We start from the raw sequence: 16,411 nt of genomic DNA, 5'->3' as shown, positions 1-16,411 counted from the left end.
TCGTGGCGGCACTCTAATGCCTTTCCGAAGCCTCATCCAAGCTCACAATGTGGCGGGACAGCAACAGAGTCGTCACAAACCGTCTTTTTTGGACTTTGTTTTTGATGCGTCACGGACTTCGTGGCGTCTTTGTGACCCAGGTTAGTCACATACCGCTGATATCCCCCTGTCTGATGTTTCCGGTTGCCCCGTCGCCCCTCCCTCTCTAAACGGGCCGCTTAACCGACAAGCAGACGTGAGCGTCGCAGGGCCAGGCTCTGCGGGGGCTTCTCGCGCGCGTAGAGAACGAAGGACGACGCACTCCCTTGGACGCCTCGGACATCCGTCATGACGAACGCGACGCCATGGTGCGCGCGGCGCTGGCCGAACAGGGCGACAGCGGCGTGACGCCGCGCCATACGCTGTTCTTCTTCCTCGGCGACGAGGATGCGCACGGCGACCTGTGCGAGGTGGCGCGACGGGCGGGCTTCATCGCCCGTGGCGAGGGCGACATGACGATTCTCGAAACCACCATGGCGGTCGACGCGGCCAGTTTCGCGCCCGTCTCGTCCATGATGCAGACCTGGGCCGCGGCCTTCCAGCTGGAGTATGACGGCTGGGAATGCGCGGTCGTGACCCACTAGCGTTCAATAAGAAGAAGAGCTGGCGATGCCCAAGCGCACAGACATCAAGTCCATCCTCATCATCGGCGCCGGCCCGATCGTCATCGGCCAGGCGTGCGAGTTCGACTACTCAGGCGTTCAGGCCTGCAAGGCGCTGAAGGCGGAAGGGTATCGGGTCATCCTGGTCAACTCGAACCCCGCCACCATCATGACCGACCCGGAGGTGGCCGACGCCACCTATATCGAGCCGATCACGCCCGAGATGGTCGAGAAGATCATCGTCAAGGAAAAGCCCGACGCCCTGCTGCCGACCATGGGCGGCCAGACCGCGCTGAACACCGCCCTGGCCCTGCATGAATCCGGCGCGCTGGCCAAGCACGGCGTCGAGATGATCGGCGCCAAGGCCGAGGTCATCGACAAGGCCGAGGACCGCCAGAAGTTCCGCGACGCCATGGACAAGCTGGGTCTGGAATCGCCCCGCTCCAAGGCCGCCCATTCGATGGAAGAGGCGCTGGAGGGGCTGGAGTTCGTCGGCCTGCCCGCCGTGATCCGCCCGTCCTTCACCCTGGCCGGCACCGGCGGCGGCATCGCCTTCAACCGCGAGGAGTTCGAGGAGATCGTCCTGCGCGGCCTGGACCTGTCGCCGACCACCGAGGTGCTTATCGAGGAATCGGTCCTGGGCTGGAAGGAATATGAGATGGAGGTCGTCCGCGACACGGCGGACAACTGCATCATCATCTGCTCGATCGAGAACGTGGATCCGATGGGGGTGCACACCGGCGACAGCATCACCGTCGCCCCCGCCCTGACGCTGACCGACAAAGAATATCAGCGGATGCGGACGGGCTCGATCAATGTGCTGCGCGAAATCGGGGTCGAGACAGGCGGGTCGAACGTGCAGTGGGCCATCAACCCCGCCGACGGCCGCATGGTCGTGATCGAGATGAACCCGCGCGTGTCGCGCTCGTCCGCGCTGGCGTCCAAGGCCACCGGCTTCCCCATCGCCAAGGTCGCGGCCCGTCTGGCGGTCGGCTACACCCTGGACGAACTGACCAACGACATCACCCAGGTCACGCCGGCGTCGTTCGAGCCGTCGATCGACTATGTGGTCACCAAGATCCCCCGTTTCGCCTTCGAGAAATATCCGGGATCCGAGCCCCTGCTGGGCACCTCGATGAAGTCGGTGGGCGAGGTGATGGCCATCGGCCGCACCTTCCAGGAATCGATGCAGAAGGCCCTGCGCGGGCTGGAGACCGGCCTGTCGGGCTTCGACGAGATCGAGATCGAAGGGGTGGCCGGCGCCGAAGACGACGCCACGGCCCGCGGCGCCGTCGTCCGCGCCTTGGGCGTTCCGACCCCCGACCGCATCCGCGTCATCGCCCAGGCCTTCCGCCACGGCCTGACGGTCGAGGAGGTCAACGCCGCCTGTTCCTACGAACCCTGGTTCCTGCGCCAGATCGCCGACATCGTGCGCGAGGAAGGCCATGTCCGGGTCAAGGGCCTGCCGACCGACCCGACCGAGTTCCGCCGCCTGAAGTCCAAGGGCTTCTCAGACGCCCGTCTGGCGCAACTCACCGGCCAGAGCGAAAAATCCGTCCGGACCGCCCGTCGCGGCCTGAACGTCCGCCCGGTGTTCAAGCGCATCGACACCTGCGCCGCCGAGTTCGCCAGCGCCACCGCCTATATGTACTCGACCTACGAGACCGGTGCGCTCGGCCAAATTCCAGAGTGCGAGTCCGAGCCGACGAACAAGAAGAAGGCCATCATCCTGGGCGGCGGTCCGAACCGGATCGGCCAGGGCATCGAGTTCGACTACTGCTGCTGCCACGCAGCCTTCGCCTTCGACCAGATCGGCGTCGAAAGCATCATGGTCAACTGCAACCCCGAGACCGTCTCGACCGACTACGACACCTCCGACCGCCTGTATTTCGAGCCTCTGACGGCCGAGGACGTGCTGGAGCTGATCGAGGTCGAGCGCTCGAACGGCGAGCTGATCGGCTGCGTCGTCCAGTTCGGCGGCCAGACCCCGCTGAAGCTGGCCCACGCCCTGCAGGAGGACAATATCCCCGTTCTGGGCACGTCGGTCGATTCCATCGACCTGGCCGAGGACCGCGAGCGGTTCCAGCAGATGCTGGAAGGCATCGGCCTGCGCCAGCCGCCCAATGGCCTGGCCCGTTCGGCCGAAGAGGCCGCGCAAAAGGCCGAAGAGGTCGGCTATCCCGTCGTGCTACGCCCCTCCTACGTCCTGGGCGGTCGCGGCATGATGATCGTCCACGACCGCGAGCAACTGGACCGCTACGTCCACGAGGCCATGCGCGTCTCGGGCGACGATCCGGTCCTGATCGACCACTATCTGAACCGCGCCACCGAGGTGGACGTGGACGCCCTTTGCGACGACGAGACGGTCTTCGTCGCCGGCGTCCTGGAACATATCGAGGAAGCCGGCGTCCACTCGGGCGACAGCGCCTGCTCCATGCCGCCCTTCTCGTTGCGGCCCGAGATCGTGGACGAGCTGAAGCGTCAGACCACCGAAATGGCCAAGGCCCTGAAGGTGCGCGGCCTGATGAACGTGCAGTTCGCCATCGAGGAGCCGCACAGCGAAAACCCGCGCATCTTTGTGCTGGAGGTCAATCCGCGCGCCAGCCGCACGGCGCCCTTCGTGGCCAAGACCATCGGCCAGCCCATCGCCTCCATCGCCGCCAAGGTCATGGCCGGCGTGCCGCTCAAATCCTTTGGCCTGACCGACAAGCCCTACGACCATATCGCGGTCAAGGAAGCGGTCTTCCCGTTCGCCCGTTTCGCCGGGGTGGACACCGTCCTGGGCCCGGAAATGCGCTCGACCGGCGAGGTCATGGGCCTGGACTTCAAGCGGCCGGGAGAGGCCGACATGGCCCCCGCCTTCGCCCGCGCCTTCGCCAAGTCCCAGATCGGCGGCGGCACCACTCTGCCGACCTCGGGCTGCGCCTTCATTTCGGTCAAGGATGAGGACAAGCCCTTCATCGTCGACGCCGCCAAAACGCTGCTGGCCGAGGGCTTCAGCCTGATGGCCACCGGCGGCACCCACGCCTATCTGGTCGAACAGGGGCTGGAGGTGAAGCTGGTCAAGAAGGTGCTGGAAGGCCGCCCGCACATCGTGGACGCGATGAAGAACGGCGAGGTCCAGCTGGTCTTCAACACCACATCGGGCAAGCAGTCGCTGCAGGACAGCTTCAGCCTGCGCCGCACCGCCCTGATGATGAAGATGCCCTACTACACCACCACAGCCGGCGCTCTCGCGGCGGCTCAGGCCATCGGCGCGATCAAGGCTGGCGACCTGGATGTGCGGGCGATCCAAGATTATGACTGATCGCTTACTGCGTCGAGCTGAGCTCAGCGTCGTATCCGGCTAAGTGATGAAAAGCGTCTTTCGGCGACTCTCTAAGAGTCGTCTACTGACCAATCCTCAAACCCTGGTCGGCTTTTGGCCGAGCATCGTGGAGCACATCCGATGATTGGTCACGAACCGGAGACCCTTTCCACCGTCCCCATGGCCCCAGCAATCGTGCGCGACTGGCGCGGCTCGTCTCCACGCCCGGTGTTTGTGCACTCCAGTTTTCGCACATCCAGCACTTGGCTTTGGGAACGCTTCCGCCGCTCGCCGGAAACGACCGCCTATTACGAAATCTTTCATGAGGCTCTCGCGGATCTCACCCCCTCGCAGGTTATGGGGAACCATCATGCCGCCTGGGAGTCGAAACACCCTGCTCAGGCGCCATATTTCATTGAATTTCTGAACCTACTGCAGAAGGACAAAGGTGTTCCGGCATACGATGCCGACATGGCCTTCAGGTCGTTCATCCCCAGCGAAGGGTTCGACGGCGCTCTAACATCAGGCGAAAAGTCCTACATCAGCCGGCTCATTCGTAACGCTACGGACAACCATAAGACGCCGGTTCTGACATGCACCCGATCGGCAGGTCGAGCCCGCGCCATAGCCAGATCGTTTCCTGGCTGCCACATCTTGTTATTTCGCAGATTATTTGACCAGTGGGGTTCATATAGCTACCAAAGTTTGATTGGAAATAGCTACTTCTTTGATCGAATGAACGACATTATAGATTATTCAGATGATCTATTTTTGTTAAATATTAAAGAGTGCTTTCCATTATCGACGATTGACGTCAAGAGTGTAAATTTATTTTATAGATTTTCTTTCTTTCATCTCTATATATATGCGCACGCCTTCGATTCTTGCGACATAATCTTGGACGCCAGTGCCTGCCGCGACCCTGACTACCAGGCGACGATGGAGGAAAGGATTCGGCAGTCCACCTCGTTGACTATCGACCTTTCCGGGGCCAGGAGAAATTTCGAACTCAGTCTGCTGTCGGTCGGCGACCGAGCCCTTTTCGTCGACACGATCCGCCAATTCACTAAGATTATCTGCGGCGGCGCGCCGTCGCCGGAAAGCGCGGATTTCGTCAGGGGGTTGGCCGAACAATTGCTCGATGACTGGGACAAAAACGAGTTCCACACGCACCGCATACGGACGAGCTACATTGAGCGTCTGAATGATCTGGCCGCGATAGAGAGCGATAGAACGATACTCATCGAAACTCAGGCGCAGTCGTTGGCGGCTGCATCCGCTCGCGAGGCCCTGACCGCCGAACTCGCCGCCGTTCAAGACACCTTGGAAGACAGTCGTAGGGAAGCGACAGAGAAACAGGCGCATCTCGCGAATGATCTGGCCCGTGCTCGCGAAACCATAGAGGGTCTGCGCGATGAACTCACAGAAGCGCGGGCGGCTGCATCCGCTCGCGACGCCCTGACCGCCGAACTCGCCGCCGTTCAAGACACCTTGGAAGACAGTCGTAGGGAAGCGACAGAGAAACAGGCGCATCTCGCGAATGATCTGGCCCGTGCTCGCGAAACCATAGAGGGTCTGCGCGATGAACTCACAGAAGCGCGGGCGGCTGCATCCGCTCGCGACGCCCTGACCGCCGAACTCGCCGCCGTTCAAGACACCTTGGAAGACAGTCGTAGGGAAGCGACAGAGAAACAGGCGCATCTCGCGAATGATCTGGCCCGTGCTCGCGAAACCATAGAGGGTCTGCGCGATGAACTCACAGAATCGAGGGCAGAGCTCGACGCTTTGTCAAACGAAAAGGCGGACCTGAGCCTGGAAACGACATCCCTTAGAGCTGAAGCAGATGCGAGCACTATGAGAATAGAAAGCTTGCAGCAATCTCAACAAGCTATTCAGGCTCGCTTGAAAGAACAGGCCTCAGAGATCCTACTTATGGGAACTGAACTGAACGCGGCTGCAGCCCGAAACACCTTGCTCGACCGCCGTCTTCAGATTGCCCGCGCTACGCCTCCTACTCTTATGCGCCGACTGGCTCGGCTGAAACGGCGGATACTGAAGCCCTGAGGCCGGAAGGTCTCACTGCAACGGCGCCCCTTCATCTCCGACAAGAGCTGCGCCGTCGCCGGCCACGATCCGGGTCGCGGCCAGGTCGGCGGTGACGTTGCCGACGGTGCGGAAGATGTCGGGGATGACCTCGACCGCCAGCAGCAGCGGCAGCACGCCCAGCGGCAAGCCCATGGCCAAGCAGATTGGGCCGATGGCGGCGAAGAAGCTGACCTGGCCGGGCAGGCCCACCGAGGCGATGGACACGGCGATGGCCGTCAGTCCGCCGGCGATCAGCACGCCGAGCCCCAGCTCCACCCCGTGCAACTGCGCCACATAGAGGCAGACCGCCAGGTTGGCGACCGGGCTGGTGATGCGGAAAACCGCCACCGCCAGCGGCAGCACCAGACCCGCCGACGTCTGCGGCACGCCCAGCCAGTCGCGCGCGCGCTCGATCATGACCGGCAGGCTGGCCAGCGACGACTGGGTCGAGACGGCGACGACCTGGGCCGGCGCCACGGCGCGCGCGAAACGGGCCAGCGAAATCCGTCCCCACACGATCGCCACGACATAGATGATCAGGATCAGCCCAATCTGGCTCAGGCAGACGATGGCGACATAATGGGCCAGCGTTCCTGCCACCCCCAGTCCGGCCCGCAAACCCACGCCTAGCGCCAAAGCGAATACACCGAACGGCGCGGCCAGCAGCACCCAGTGGACGATGACGACCATGGTCTCGGCCACCGCCTCGAAGAAGCCGGCCAAGGGCCGCCGCAGTTGGGCCTTGATCCGCGTCGCGGCGAAGCCGAAGGCGACGGCGAAGACCACCACCGCCAGCACCCCGTCGTCGGACGCCGCCTTGATGACATTGGCCGGCGCCAGACTGGCCAGGAAGGCGCGCAGGCCGTCGGTGCGCGCCGCCTCGCCCACGGTCGCCAGCGATTCGGCGCTGACGCCCGCCAGCAGCCCACGCCCCGCCTCGGGATCGATCGGCCAGACCGCCAGCAGGCCCAGCCCCGCAAGGATCGCATAAAGCGTCGCCCCGACCAGCAGGACGCCGAACACCACCAGCGACCGCACCGCGATCCGGCCCGTCGCCGCCGCATCGGCGATCGACACGATGCCCGTCACCAGCAGGCTGAACACCAGGGGAATGACGGTCATGCGCAGGGCGTTCAGCCACACCTGGCCCAAGCTCTCGACCACGCCCAAGGCGCCGGTCAGCCAGGCGGCCTGCGACCCTTGCGCCAGGGCGCCGACGACGACGCCGGCGACCAGGGCCGCGATGACGAAAAAGCTCAGGGAGGTGAAGAAGGCGGCGATGCGGGATTGGCTCATGCCCTAGCGCTAGCACCGCTCGGCGCGTCGCGCGCGCCAAACCTTCTGCCGGTCGCTGACAGATCATGTCGTCGCAGGGCGAACCCTGATCGCGCACGGCGCGTTGGGACGACGAAAGGAACTCAATCATGTCCCGTCTGAATAAACTCGTCCCGCTGATCGGCAGCCTGCTGCTCTCCAAGGGCGGCCGCCGCGTCGCCGGTCGTCACGCCGGCAAACTGGCCCTGGCGACCCTGGCCTATGAGGTCTGGCGCAACCGCCGCGAAGGCGCCAAGCCCAAGGTCGCGCCGCAACCGCGCGGACGCTGGAGCGGCCGCCGCCCGCGCTGAGGCCGCAATCGCCGCTCGACTTCTGGAGCGGCGTTGCGAATAGTCACGCCTCGCCCCCCGGAGCCGACCCATGATCAAAGTCCACCATCTGAACGACAGCCGCTCGCAACGCGTCCTGTGGCTGCTCGAAGAGTTGGGCCTGGACTATGAGGTCGTGCGCTATGAACGAAACGCTGGCAATCGGCTGGCGCCACCCGAACTGCTGGCGATCCACCCGCTGGGCAAGTCGCCGGTCATCGAAGACGGCGCGGTCAAGGTCGCAGAGACCGGGGCCATCGTCGAATATTTGCTCGATACCTACGGCGAAGGTCGCCTGCGTCCGGCGGCGGGAACCGAGGACGGCCGTCGGTTCACCTATTGGCTGCACTATGCTGAAGGGTCGGCCATGCCCCCTTTGCTGCTGAAGCTGGTCTTCAGCATGCTGCCGCGCCGTGCGCCGGCCCTGCTGAAGCCCATCGTCAATGGCGTCGCCAACAAGGCGATCACCAGTTTCGTCGATCCGCAGCTACGCACCCATGTCGGCTTCTGGGAGGACGAACTGGGCCGCTCGGAATGGTTCGCGGGCGATCAGTTCACCGCCGCCGACATCATGATGAGCTTTCCAGTCGAGGCCGGCGCCGACCGCGCGTTCAATGCCGAGACCAAACCTCGTCTGAAGGCTTTCTTGAACCGCATCCACGCACGGCCTGCCTATCAACGCGCGCTCGAGCGCGGCGGTCCCTACAGCTACGCGTGATCGGATCGTGATCGCGGCGGCGCAACCCGCCGTGGTCGAGGGCGTTAAGGTCTCATGCGCCTTCAAACCATTCAGATCGTAGCCGGACTGGCTGCGGCCGTCGCCTTCGTCCTCGCCTTCATGGCGGCGGGAGCCGCCCTGATTTCCGGCGTCTTCATGCTCGCCGGGCTCGCCGCCGTCGGTTGGCTGGCCTACAGCCTCATAAAGGGCGTCCTGCGTCGTGATCACAAGCCCGAACCGCCGGCCCGCGCCTGAGCGGTCAACCGGCGCGGGCGTTGCGCTCTTGAATTCGTGAGCGAGAAACCCTAGTCTTGATGCCCGGCCGCGCCCGCCCCGCGGCCTTTTGTGTGCTTATCTCGCGTCTTTCCAGTCTCCGGGCGAACCAGAAAAATCACGACACAAATGGAAAAAGTGCCGATGACGGGCGAGGGCTACCGTGCCCTCGACGATCAACTGAAGCAATTGAAGTCGGTCGAAAGGCCGAGCGTGATCGCCGCCATTTCCGAGGCGCGTGAGCACGGCGACTTGTCCGAAAACGCCGAATACCATGCCGCCAAGGAGCGTCAGGGCTGGATCGAAGGCCAGATCGCCGAAATCGAGGACAAGATCAGCCGCGCCCAGGTCATCGACGTGTCCAAACTGTCGGGCAGTCAGGTCAAGTTCGGCGCCACGGTCACCGTGGTGGACGAGGACACCGAGGAAGAGGCCACCTATCAGATCGTCGGCGAACACGAAGCCGATGTGAAGAAGGGCAAGATCTCGATCGCCTCGCCGATCGCGCGCGCCATGATTTCCAAGGAGGTCGGCGACGTCGTGGAGGTCAACACCCCCGGCGGCGTGAAGGCCTACGAGATCCTCAAGGTCGAGTGGAAGTAAATCCATGACCGACGCCGCCGAAACACGCTCGCCCCTGGTGTCGCATGTTTCGGTGGGCGTCACCGACCTCGCCAGAGCGGGCGTTTTCTACGACGCAGTTTTCGCCGCTTTGGGCGTCAACCGGGTCATGGAACATCCTATGGGGCTGGCCTATGGCCGCGCCTTTCCGGAGTTCTGGGCGTCCGCACCCCAGAACCATCAACCGGCAACACCCGGCAACGGCGCTCACGTCTGCTTCGCCGCGCCGCACCGGGATGCGGTGGACCTCTTTCACGCAAGAGGTCTCGCGGCAGGGGGTGATGACGCCGGCACGCCGGGCTTTCGCCCGGAATACGCGCCCGGCTATTACGCCGCGTTCTTGCGCGATCCCGACGGCAACAAGATCGAGGTCATGACCTGGGTCAAGGCCGACGCGAACGGGTCGTGACGCCGATTTCGCCTGTCAGCCCCTTGGACATCTGGGTCGTTTCAGACGGCCGCGCCGGCATTGAAAATCAGGCCCTCGGGCTGGCCGAAGCGGTTCAGCGTCTGACCCCCGCGAAAATCACCATCAAGCCCGTGCGCTGGCGCGCCCTATTCGATCGCCTGCCGTCGACCTTGAAAACCCCGGCGATGCTGGCGTCCGAGCCGCTGACCGCCCCCTGGCCCGATCTGTGGATCGCCACGGGTCGTGCGACCCTGCCGCTGTCGACCCGCGTCAAGGCGTGGAGCGGCGGCGAGACCTTCGTCGTCCAGACCCAGGATCCACGCTGGGCGAACGACCGCTACGACCTGATTGTCGCCCCCGCCCATGACGGCCTGTCGGGCGACAATGTCTTTGAGATCACCGGCTCGCCCCACCGCATCACGCCCCAGCGGATCGCCGAGGCCGCGCCCGCCTTCGCCGACCGGATCGCCCCCCTGCCCCATCCGCGCATCGCCGTGCTGATCGGCGGCAAGTCCAAGGCTTTCGACCTGACCGAGGCCCATGCGGCGGACCTGGCCGACCAGATCGCGGACGCCGTGCGAGCATCTGGCGGCGCGCTGATGTTGACTTTCTCACGCCGCACGCCTGATGCGGCGAAGGCCGCCATGACCGCTCGCCTGTCGGACCTGCCGGGCTGGATCTGGGATGGGACAGGCGACAACCCCCTGTTCGGCTTCCTCCATTTCGCCGACCACATCCTGGTCACCGAGGACAGCGCCAATATGGCCGCCGAGGCCGCCTCCACAGGCAAGCCGGTCCACGTCCTGCCGATGATCTCGCTGAAGGCCGGCGACAAGTTCGCTCGCCTGCACGACGACCTGCAGTCGCGCGGCGCGATCCGTCCGTTCGACGGCGCGCTGGACGGATGGACCTACGACCCGCTGGCCGAAACTGACCGCGCCGCGCGCGCCGTCCTGGAAGCGATGCGGACGCGATAGCGAGACCCACGTCCGTTCCTGACGCAGCCAGGCCCCATGGTGGCGACCGTCATCGGGAGGATTCCTCAGAACGGTTCGCAAAAATCTGCACTAAAGTGCACTAAAAACTTCTGTAGTGGCCTTTTCAGTCGCCGCCGCCACCGCCGCCGCTGTCACCGCTGCAGTCTGAGCCGCTGTGCTGCGACGTATCCGATGAAGGCATGACCGCGCCGCCGTCCGACCCGCCGCTCTTCTTGGCCTTGGCGTTCGCCGCGCTCATCAGAGCCACGCCGAAGCCCGATCCGATGGCCGTGCCGAGGGCGAGGCCCAGGCCGACGTTGTCCAGGGCCACGCCCAGCGCCACGCCGATCGACAGGCCCATGCCGATCCCGATCGGCAGGAAGGCCGCGTTCTTGCTCGTCATCCCCATACTCCCCTGCGTGTCAGGCGAGACTAGCATCGCGCAAACGGGAATCACCGCCTAAATAGGGCCATGACCCAAGCTCGTACCGTTCGCGTCGCCATCATCGGCTCCGGCCCCGCCGGCTGGACCGCCGCCATCTACGCCGCCCGCGCCTCGCTGAACCCCGTCGTCATCGCCGGCATCCAGCCCGGCGGCCAGCTGACCATCACCACCGACGTCGAGAACTATCCCGGCTTCGCCGACACCATCCAGGGCCCCTGGCTGATGGAGCAGATGCAGGCCCAGGCCCTGCATGTCGGGACCGAAGTCATCCACGACATCGTGGTCTCCGCCGACCTGTCGCAACGCCCGTTCCGGCTGAGGCTGGACAGCGGCGAAGAGATGCTGGCCGAGACCGTCATCATCTCCACCGGCGCCCAGGCCAAATGGCTGGGGCTGGAGAGCGAGGCCGCCTATCAGGGCTTCGGCGTCTCGGCCTGCGCCACCTGCGACGGCTTCTTCTATCGCGGCAAGGAGGTCGTGGTCGTCGGCGGCGGCAACACCGCCGTCGAAGAGGCGCTGTTCCTGACCAACTTCGCCTCCAAGGTCACGGTCGTTCACCGTCGCGACGAGTTCCGCGCCGAGAAGATCCTCCAGGACCGGCTGTTCGCCCACCCCAAGGTGGAGGTGATCTGGAACTCGGCGATCGAGGAAATCGTCGGCGTCGTGGACGGCATGGCCAAGAACGTCACGGGCGTTCGGCTCAAGAACGTCCAGGACGGCTCGACCCGGGAAATCCCCGCCGACGGCGTCTTCATCGCCATCGGCCACGCCCCGTCGTCGGAACTGTTCAAGGGCCAGCTGGAAACCAACGCCGGCGGCTATCTGCGGGTCAAGCCCGGCACCGCCTCGACCGAGATCGAAGGCGTCTGGGCCGCCGGCGACGTGACCGACGACGTCTATCGCCAGGCCGTCACAGCCGCCGGCATGGGCTGCATGGCCGCCCTGGAAGTCAGCCGCTTCCTCGCCGAAGAGGACCACGCCAAGGCCCACAACCCCATCAGCCACGCCGAGGCGGAGAAGATCGGGGTCTGGTAGTGCTGCAAGAGGAGGCGGATTGTGAAAGGACAGATCAGACTTTGGATCGCTGTGGCAGCGGCGTTGATTATCCTGCCCATCACGACCGTAAAGGCTCAGATCACTGAGCCTGAACCCTCTCGTTTCTCTGACGCCATAGTGTTTCCAGTCGTCATCAGGCCGACCCGAAATGAGGGATCAGTCCAACCCGGCTACTTGTTTGATTTCAGACTTTCGAGGGCCAGCGCGCGAAGCGTGACGCGTGAGCTTCCACCTGCGGGGTTCGGCGAGGCAGCCATCAAGCCGACCGATCCGCTCTGGATGGCCGTGACCACCCGGTCCGGCCAGACGGTGTTCTGTTCCGATCAGAACTATTCGATTCGCTGTCTTCGTGATGCCGACGACGATGGGCGGTTCGAACAATTCTGGTCTGCGATGCGTGGCGGCTGCACGATCCTGCGCGAAGCGGCATGCCGCGAACCGACGCCCCTAGCCTACCAAGGACGACAACCGCTTGCGGAAGGCCCGGTGAGTTATTCCACGCCGGCTCCAAGTGAGTTGAGCGATCCCCGCGCTATGGCTGGCCAGGCGCAGGTGGTTTGGAACCGCCGGTCGGGCACCTACGAGGTGACGATGTGGAGCGGCGAAGGACGGCGAAAACGCCAGTTGCCCGGCAGTTTCACGCCAATCCGACCACAGGTGCTGGGCGGGCCCGCCCTGTTGAATCAACACGGTCTCAGAGTTCAGATCGAGGGCGTCGATTCCAACGGTGCTGTGAAAATCGCAAGCGCCGAACTCCCTGTCGAATTCGGCGCCTTGTTCACGCCCCTTCAGTAGCCGCTCGCCTCCATCAGTTCCGCCACGTACTCGTCCGACAGCATCAGGGTCGCCGCCTTCAGCGTGTCGGCCAGTTGTTCGGTCGAGGTGGCGCTGACGATCGGGGCCGTCACGCCCGGCTGGGCCAGCAGCCAGGCCAGGGCGACCTGGGCCGAGGTGGCTTCGCTCTTCTGGGCCACGGCGTCCAGAACCGCCAGGATGCGCACGCCGCGCTCGTCGAACTTGTCCTTCAGCATGCCCTCGCGCTTGGTCCCGGCGATCTGATCGACGGTCTTGTATTTGCCGGTCAGGAAGCCGCTCTCCAGGCTGAAGTAGGTGATGACGCCCAAGCCCTTCTCCACGGCCAGGTCCTGCAACCCGCCTTCGAAGGTGTCGCGGCTGTAGAGGTTGTAGTGCGGCTGGATCGTCGCATAGGCGGCCAGACCCTCTCGCTGCGAGATATCCAATGCCTCTGCGACCTGTTCGGCCGAATGGTTGGAGGTGCCGATGGCGCGCACCTTGCCCGCCTGCACCAGCTTGTCGAGCGCGCGCAGCGTCTCCTCCTGCGGCATCTTCGGATCGGGCCAGTGGGTCTGATACAGGTCGATATAGTCGGTCTGGAGCCGGCGCAGCGACGCCTCGACCGCCGTCTCGATCCAGGCCGGCGACAGGTCGTTGTGGCCCTGGCCCATGTCCGATCCGACCTTGGTCAGAATCTTGACGTCGTCGCGCCGGCCGCGCGCCTTCAGCCACTTTCCGATGATCGTCTCGCTCTCCCCGCCGGAATGGCCCGGAACCCAGCGCGAATAGGCGTCGGCGGTGTCGATGGCGTCAAAGCCGGCCTCGACGAAGGCGTCCAGCAGGGCGAATGACGTCGCCTCGTCCGCCGTCCAGCCGAAGACGTTGCCGCCGAACACCAGAGGGGCGATGTCCAGGCCGCTGGAGCCGAGCTTGCGTTTGGTGAGGGTCGTCATGGGGAGGTCTCCTTTTGGGAACCCTCGACATATGCCGCATCCATACGGCTGCAACCGTTGGACAGCGGTTACCCGAAGAGTTGAAGACCCGGCGGTGCGTAGTCGACCGGCTGGCCCTGGCGACGGCGCAGGGCGTAATCCACGGCGGTCTGCACGGCATGTTCATCCGTCGGCTTGGACAGGACACCGATCGTTCCGGCGACGCCTTCCTTCACCATGCCGGGATTGGCCGTCATGAACAGGACGGAGACGCCCATGTCCTGGCCGAGTTCACGACCCAAGTTGATCCCCGTGGGACCATCGGACAGGTGGATGTCGACCAGGGCCAAATCCACTTCGTTTTCGCGCACCAGATCGCGCGCGGCCTTTGCGGTCGCGGCGACGCCCAGGACTTCATGCCCCAGATCTTCCAGCACGAATCGAAGCTCCATCGCAACGAGGGCTTCGTCTTCGATGATGAGGATACGCGCGGTCATGAGGTTAGGTTTGTGCTCGGGAGCGTACAGAACGCGAGTTGAACCGATTGGTTTCAACATTTCGCTAATTTCTAAGATCATGGGCGGCTCGTCGGCGTGAAAGCGCCGTCGCCGGAAGATCGACGATGATTTTCAAACCTTCCGGACGCCATTCGCGTTCCAGCCGTCCACCCAATTGTCCCTGCACGGAAAGGGTGGCGAGGGATGAACCGAAGCCGGTCCGCGCCGGTGGATTTTGGATCGGCGGGCCTCCGGTCTCGGTCCAGGTCAGCACGAATCGATCTTCATTCCGGGCGGTCCTCAGCGAGACCAGCCCGCCCTTTTCGGACAGGGCCCCGTACTTGGCCGCATTGGTGGCCAGTTCGTGGAAGAGGAGAGCCACGGAGGTCGCCGCCTGATCGTCGAAGACCGCATCGTCTCCCTCGATCACGACACGCGGCGCGCCGGTCTCGTCCGCGTAGGCCTTGAACAGGTCCGACAGGAAGGAATGCAGCGTGGTCGCGCCGATCGTGGTCTTCGACGTCTCCGTATGGGGACGCACGAACTCGTGCGCGCGCGCCAGGGCGGCGATCCGGGTGCGCAGCGAGGCGGAGAAGGCCTTGGCTTCGGGATACTGGCGCGCCGACAGGGCGACCAGTGCCGTGACCACCGCAAAGATGTTCTTGATCCGGTGGCTCAGCTCCTGGCTGACCAGCTCGCGCCCCTGCTCAAGCCGCTTCAGCTCGTCAATATCGGTCAGCGTGCCGAACCAACGGGTGATCTCGCCGGCTTCGTCGCGCACCGCGACCGCGCGGCCCAGAGTCCAACGATAGACCCCGCTGTGGTGTCTCAGGCGGTACTCGATCTCATAGGGTTCGCCGGTCTCCAGCGAGCGACGCCAGACGCTCCAGGCGCGGTCGCGATCATCGGCGTGGAACATGTCGTTCCACCCCTCTCCGTCCGTGGAGCCGAGCGGCACGCCGGTGAACTCGTACCAGCGTGCATTGTAATAGTCGTGGAAGCCGTCAGGCAGCGTCGACCAGACCATCTGCGGCATGGCGTCGGCGAGAACGCGGAACCGCGCCTCGCTCTCGCTCAGGGCCCGCGCCGTCTCGGCCAGATCCGTCTCGATCCGTCGGCGGTCAGTGATGTCCACCGCGATGCCGGGAAGGCGAGCAGCGTCCCCGTTGGCGTCGAAATAGGTCTGGCCGCGCACCAGGACCCAACGCTCGACGCCGTTGGCGATCAGACGATATTCGCAGAGGAATACGCCATCGCCGGACATGGCGCGGTCGATCTCTTCTCGCACACGCTCAACATCGTCAGGATGGACATTGGCGGTGAACATCTCGATCGGCGCCCCGGCCTGAGCGGCGACGGGATCGACTCCGTACATGCGCGCGAAACGCTCGTCGGCGACGACCTTGTCCTCGACGATGTCCCAATCCCAGGCCCCGACATAGGCCGACGCCTCCATCGCCAGACGCGCCGTGCGCTGGCTGGTGTCCCGGTCCAGCAGGGCGCGACGCAACTCCAGCTGGTTCATCACCTGGTCGGCAAGGGTCTTCAGCGCCAGGGTCTGGAGTTCGGTGAGGCCTTCCGGTCTCGGCTTGTCGTCCAGGACGCACAGTGCGCCGAGCGATACGCCGTCTGGCGTCTTCAGCGGGTGGCCGGCGTAGAAGCGGATGTGCGGCGGGCCGGTGACCAGGGCGTTGTCTGCGAAACGGGAATCCCGCTCTGCATCCGTCACCACCATGGCCTCCTCGCCAAGCATGGCGTAGGCGCAGAAGGATTGGGACCGTGGCGTTTCACTGACGCCAAGGCCGACCTCGGCCTTGAACCACTGACGCTGCGTATCGACCAAGCTGACGGCGGCCATGGGCGCGTCACAGATCCGCGCCGCGAGCTTGGCGATGTCGTCAAAGGACGTTTCCGGGGGTGTATCCAGAACACCATAGCGTTTGAGGGCGTCCAGTCGGCTTGCCTCGTCCCACCTAGGACTTTCGACATCAGGGTGGGTCAATCAGCTATCC

Annotated in this window: 16 protein-coding genes; 11 read left to right on the top strand and 5 right to left on the bottom strand. The window is 64.4% G+C overall.

All coding sequences use genetic code 11. The features are described 5' to 3' along the window. Positions 1-305 precede the first annotated feature (305 nt). The 3 genes from JX001_RS06190 (at position 306) to JX001_RS06180 (ending at position 6,012) form a co-directional block, all read left to right on the top strand. On the top strand, positions 306-623 hold the full coding sequence (locus JX001_RS06190) for a ribonuclease E inhibitor RraB (protein WP_241004784.1): 318 nt from the start codon (positions 306-308) through the stop codon (positions 621-623). 25 nt (positions 624-648) lie between these two features. Beyond that, positions 649-3,948 carry a carbamoyl-phosphate synthase large subunit gene (carB, locus tag JX001_RS06185; protein ID WP_205682750.1) on the top strand — a complete coding sequence of 1,100 codons (3,300 nt, stop codon included), beginning with the start codon at positions 649-651 and terminating at the stop codon, positions 3,946-3,948. 141 nt (positions 3,949-4,089) lie between these two features. Then, complete coding sequence (locus tag JX001_RS06180) at positions 4,090-6,012, top strand: coiled-coil domain-containing protein (RefSeq protein ID WP_205682749.1); 1,923 nt, start codon at positions 4,090-4,092, stop codon at positions 6,010-6,012. A 12-nt stretch (positions 6,013-6,024) separates the two neighbouring features. Here the strand turns inward: JX001_RS06180 and JX001_RS06175 are convergent, their stop codons facing one another. Beyond that, positions 6,025-7,329 carry a dicarboxylate/amino acid:cation symporter gene (locus tag JX001_RS06175; protein ID WP_205682748.1) on the bottom strand — a complete coding sequence of 435 codons (1,305 nt, stop codon included), beginning with the start codon at positions 7,327-7,329 and terminating at the stop codon, positions 6,025-6,027. Between the two features lie 128 nt (positions 7,330-7,457). Here JX001_RS06175 and JX001_RS06170 point away from each other — a divergent pair, with 128 nt between their 5' ends. The 6 genes from JX001_RS06170 to JX001_RS06145 all read left to right on the top strand — a co-directional run bounded on the left by JX001_RS06170 (position 7,458) and on the right by JX001_RS06145 (position 10,674). Next, positions 7,458-7,658, top strand: a complete 201-nt coding sequence (locus JX001_RS06170) for a hypothetical protein (RefSeq protein WP_055752936.1) — start codon at positions 7,458-7,460, stop codon at positions 7,656-7,658. Positions 7,659-7,728: 70 nt separating this feature from the next. Beyond that, complete coding sequence (locus JX001_RS06165; RefSeq protein WP_205682747.1) at positions 7,729-8,394, top strand: glutathione S-transferase family protein; 666 nt, start codon at positions 7,729-7,731, stop codon at positions 8,392-8,394. A gap of 54 nt (positions 8,395-8,448) precedes the next feature. After that, positions 8,449-8,649: a hypothetical protein gene (locus tag JX001_RS06160; protein ID WP_055752934.1), complete on the top strand. Its 201-nt coding sequence runs from the start codon at positions 8,449-8,451 to the stop codon at positions 8,647-8,649. Between the two features lie 147 nt (positions 8,650-8,796). Continuing rightward, positions 8,797-9,270 (top strand): transcription elongation factor GreA, encoded by a 474-nt coding sequence (gene greA, locus JX001_RS06155; RefSeq protein ID WP_055752933.1) that lies wholly within the window; start codon positions 8,797-8,799, stop codon positions 9,268-9,270. Between the two features lie 4 nt (positions 9,271-9,274). Further along, positions 9,275-9,697, top strand: coding sequence for a VOC family protein (locus JX001_RS06150; RefSeq protein WP_241004783.1), 423 nt, complete (start codon positions 9,275-9,277; stop codon positions 9,695-9,697). After that, positions 9,694-10,674 (top strand): mitochondrial fission ELM1 family protein, encoded by a 981-nt coding sequence (locus JX001_RS06145; protein ID WP_205682746.1) that lies wholly within the window; start codon positions 9,694-9,696, stop codon positions 10,672-10,674. The genes JX001_RS06150 and JX001_RS06145 overlap by 4 nt, the downstream gene beginning before the upstream one ends. Positions 10,675-10,798: 124 nt before the next feature. Here the strand turns inward: JX001_RS06145 and JX001_RS06140 are convergent, their stop codons facing one another. Continuing rightward, the gene (locus tag JX001_RS06140) at positions 10,799-11,077 is read right to left on the bottom strand and encodes a glycine zipper domain-containing protein (RefSeq protein WP_205682745.1); all 279 of its coding nucleotides are present in this window, start codon (positions 11,075-11,077) and stop codon (positions 10,799-10,801) included. A gap of 69 nt (positions 11,078-11,146) precedes the next feature. Here JX001_RS06140 and trxB point away from each other — a divergent pair, with 69 nt between their 5' ends. After that, a complete protein-coding gene (trxB, locus tag JX001_RS06135) occupies positions 11,147-12,154 on the top strand; it encodes a thioredoxin-disulfide reductase (protein WP_205682744.1) in 1,008 nt (335 codons plus the stop codon). Positions 12,155-12,175: 21 nt separating this feature from the next. After that, positions 12,176-12,970, top strand: a complete 795-nt coding sequence (locus JX001_RS06130) for a hypothetical protein (RefSeq protein WP_205682743.1) — start codon at positions 12,176-12,178, stop codon at positions 12,968-12,970. Here the strand turns inward: JX001_RS06130 and JX001_RS06125 are convergent. From JX001_RS06125 to JX001_RS06115, 3 genes are all read right to left on the bottom strand, one after another. Further along, a complete protein-coding gene (locus JX001_RS06125) occupies positions 12,964-13,923 on the bottom strand; it encodes an aldo/keto reductase (RefSeq protein ID WP_205682742.1) in 960 nt (319 codons plus the stop codon). The two genes, JX001_RS06130 and JX001_RS06125, sit on opposite strands and share 7 nt — an antisense overlap. 68 nt (positions 13,924-13,991) lie before the next feature. Further along, on the bottom strand, positions 13,992-14,399 hold the full coding sequence (locus tag JX001_RS06120) for a response regulator (RefSeq protein WP_017504729.1): 408 nt from the start codon (positions 14,397-14,399) through the stop codon (positions 13,992-13,994). A 64-nt stretch (positions 14,400-14,463) separates the two neighbouring features. Next, positions 14,464-16,401 (bottom strand): PAS domain-containing protein, encoded by a 1,938-nt coding sequence (locus tag JX001_RS06115; RefSeq protein ID WP_205682741.1) that lies wholly within the window; start codon positions 16,399-16,401, stop codon positions 14,464-14,466. Positions 16,402-16,411 lie beyond the last annotated feature (10 nt).

This window comes from Brevundimonas fontaquae (genome assembly GCF_017086445.1).
GTDB lineage: Bacteria > Pseudomonadota > Alphaproteobacteria > Caulobacterales > Caulobacteraceae > Brevundimonas > Brevundimonas fontaquae.
Note: the sequence above shows the minus strand (reverse complement) of the source record. Positions and strands in the feature narration are given on the sequence as shown.

Excerpts from the sequence above, each read along its gene's own strand:
- JX001_RS06175 (WP_205682748.1), bottom strand. The coding sequence starts at position 7,329 with ATGAGCCAATCCCGCATCGCCGCCTTCTTCACCTCCCTGAGCTTTTTC.
- JX001_RS06140 (WP_205682745.1), bottom strand. The coding sequence starts at position 11,077 with ATGACGAGCAAGAACGCGGCCTTCCTGCCGATCGGGATCGGCATGGGC.
- carB (WP_205682750.1), top strand. The coding sequence starts at position 649 with ATGCCCAAGCGCACAGACATCAAGTCCATCCTCATCATCGGCGCCGGC.
- JX001_RS06150 (WP_241004783.1), top strand. The coding sequence starts at position 9,275 with ATGACCGACGCCGCCGAAACACGCTCGCCCCTGGTGTCGCATGTTTCG.
- JX001_RS06180 (WP_205682749.1), top strand. The coding sequence starts at position 4,090 with ATGATTGGTCACGAACCGGAGACCCTTTCCACCGTCCCCATGGCCCCA.
- JX001_RS06160 (WP_055752934.1), top strand. The coding sequence starts at position 8,449 with ATGCGCCTTCAAACCATTCAGATCGTAGCCGGACTGGCTGCGGCCGTC.
- JX001_RS06125 (WP_205682742.1), bottom strand. The coding sequence starts at position 13,923 with ATGACGACCCTCACCAAACGCAAGCTCGGCTCCAGCGGCCTGGACATC.
- JX001_RS06165 (WP_205682747.1), top strand. The coding sequence starts at position 7,729 with ATGATCAAAGTCCACCATCTGAACGACAGCCGCTCGCAACGCGTCCTG.
- greA (WP_055752933.1), top strand. The coding sequence starts at position 8,797 with ATGGAAAAAGTGCCGATGACGGGCGAGGGCTACCGTGCCCTCGACGAT.
- trxB (WP_205682744.1), top strand. The coding sequence starts at position 11,147 with ATGACCCAAGCTCGTACCGTTCGCGTCGCCATCATCGGCTCCGGCCCC.
- JX001_RS06120 (WP_017504729.1), bottom strand. The coding sequence starts at position 14,399 with ATGACCGCGCGTATCCTCATCATCGAAGACGAAGCCCTCGTTGCGATG.
- JX001_RS06170 (WP_055752936.1), top strand. The coding sequence starts at position 7,458 with ATGTCCCGTCTGAATAAACTCGTCCCGCTGATCGGCAGCCTGCTGCTC.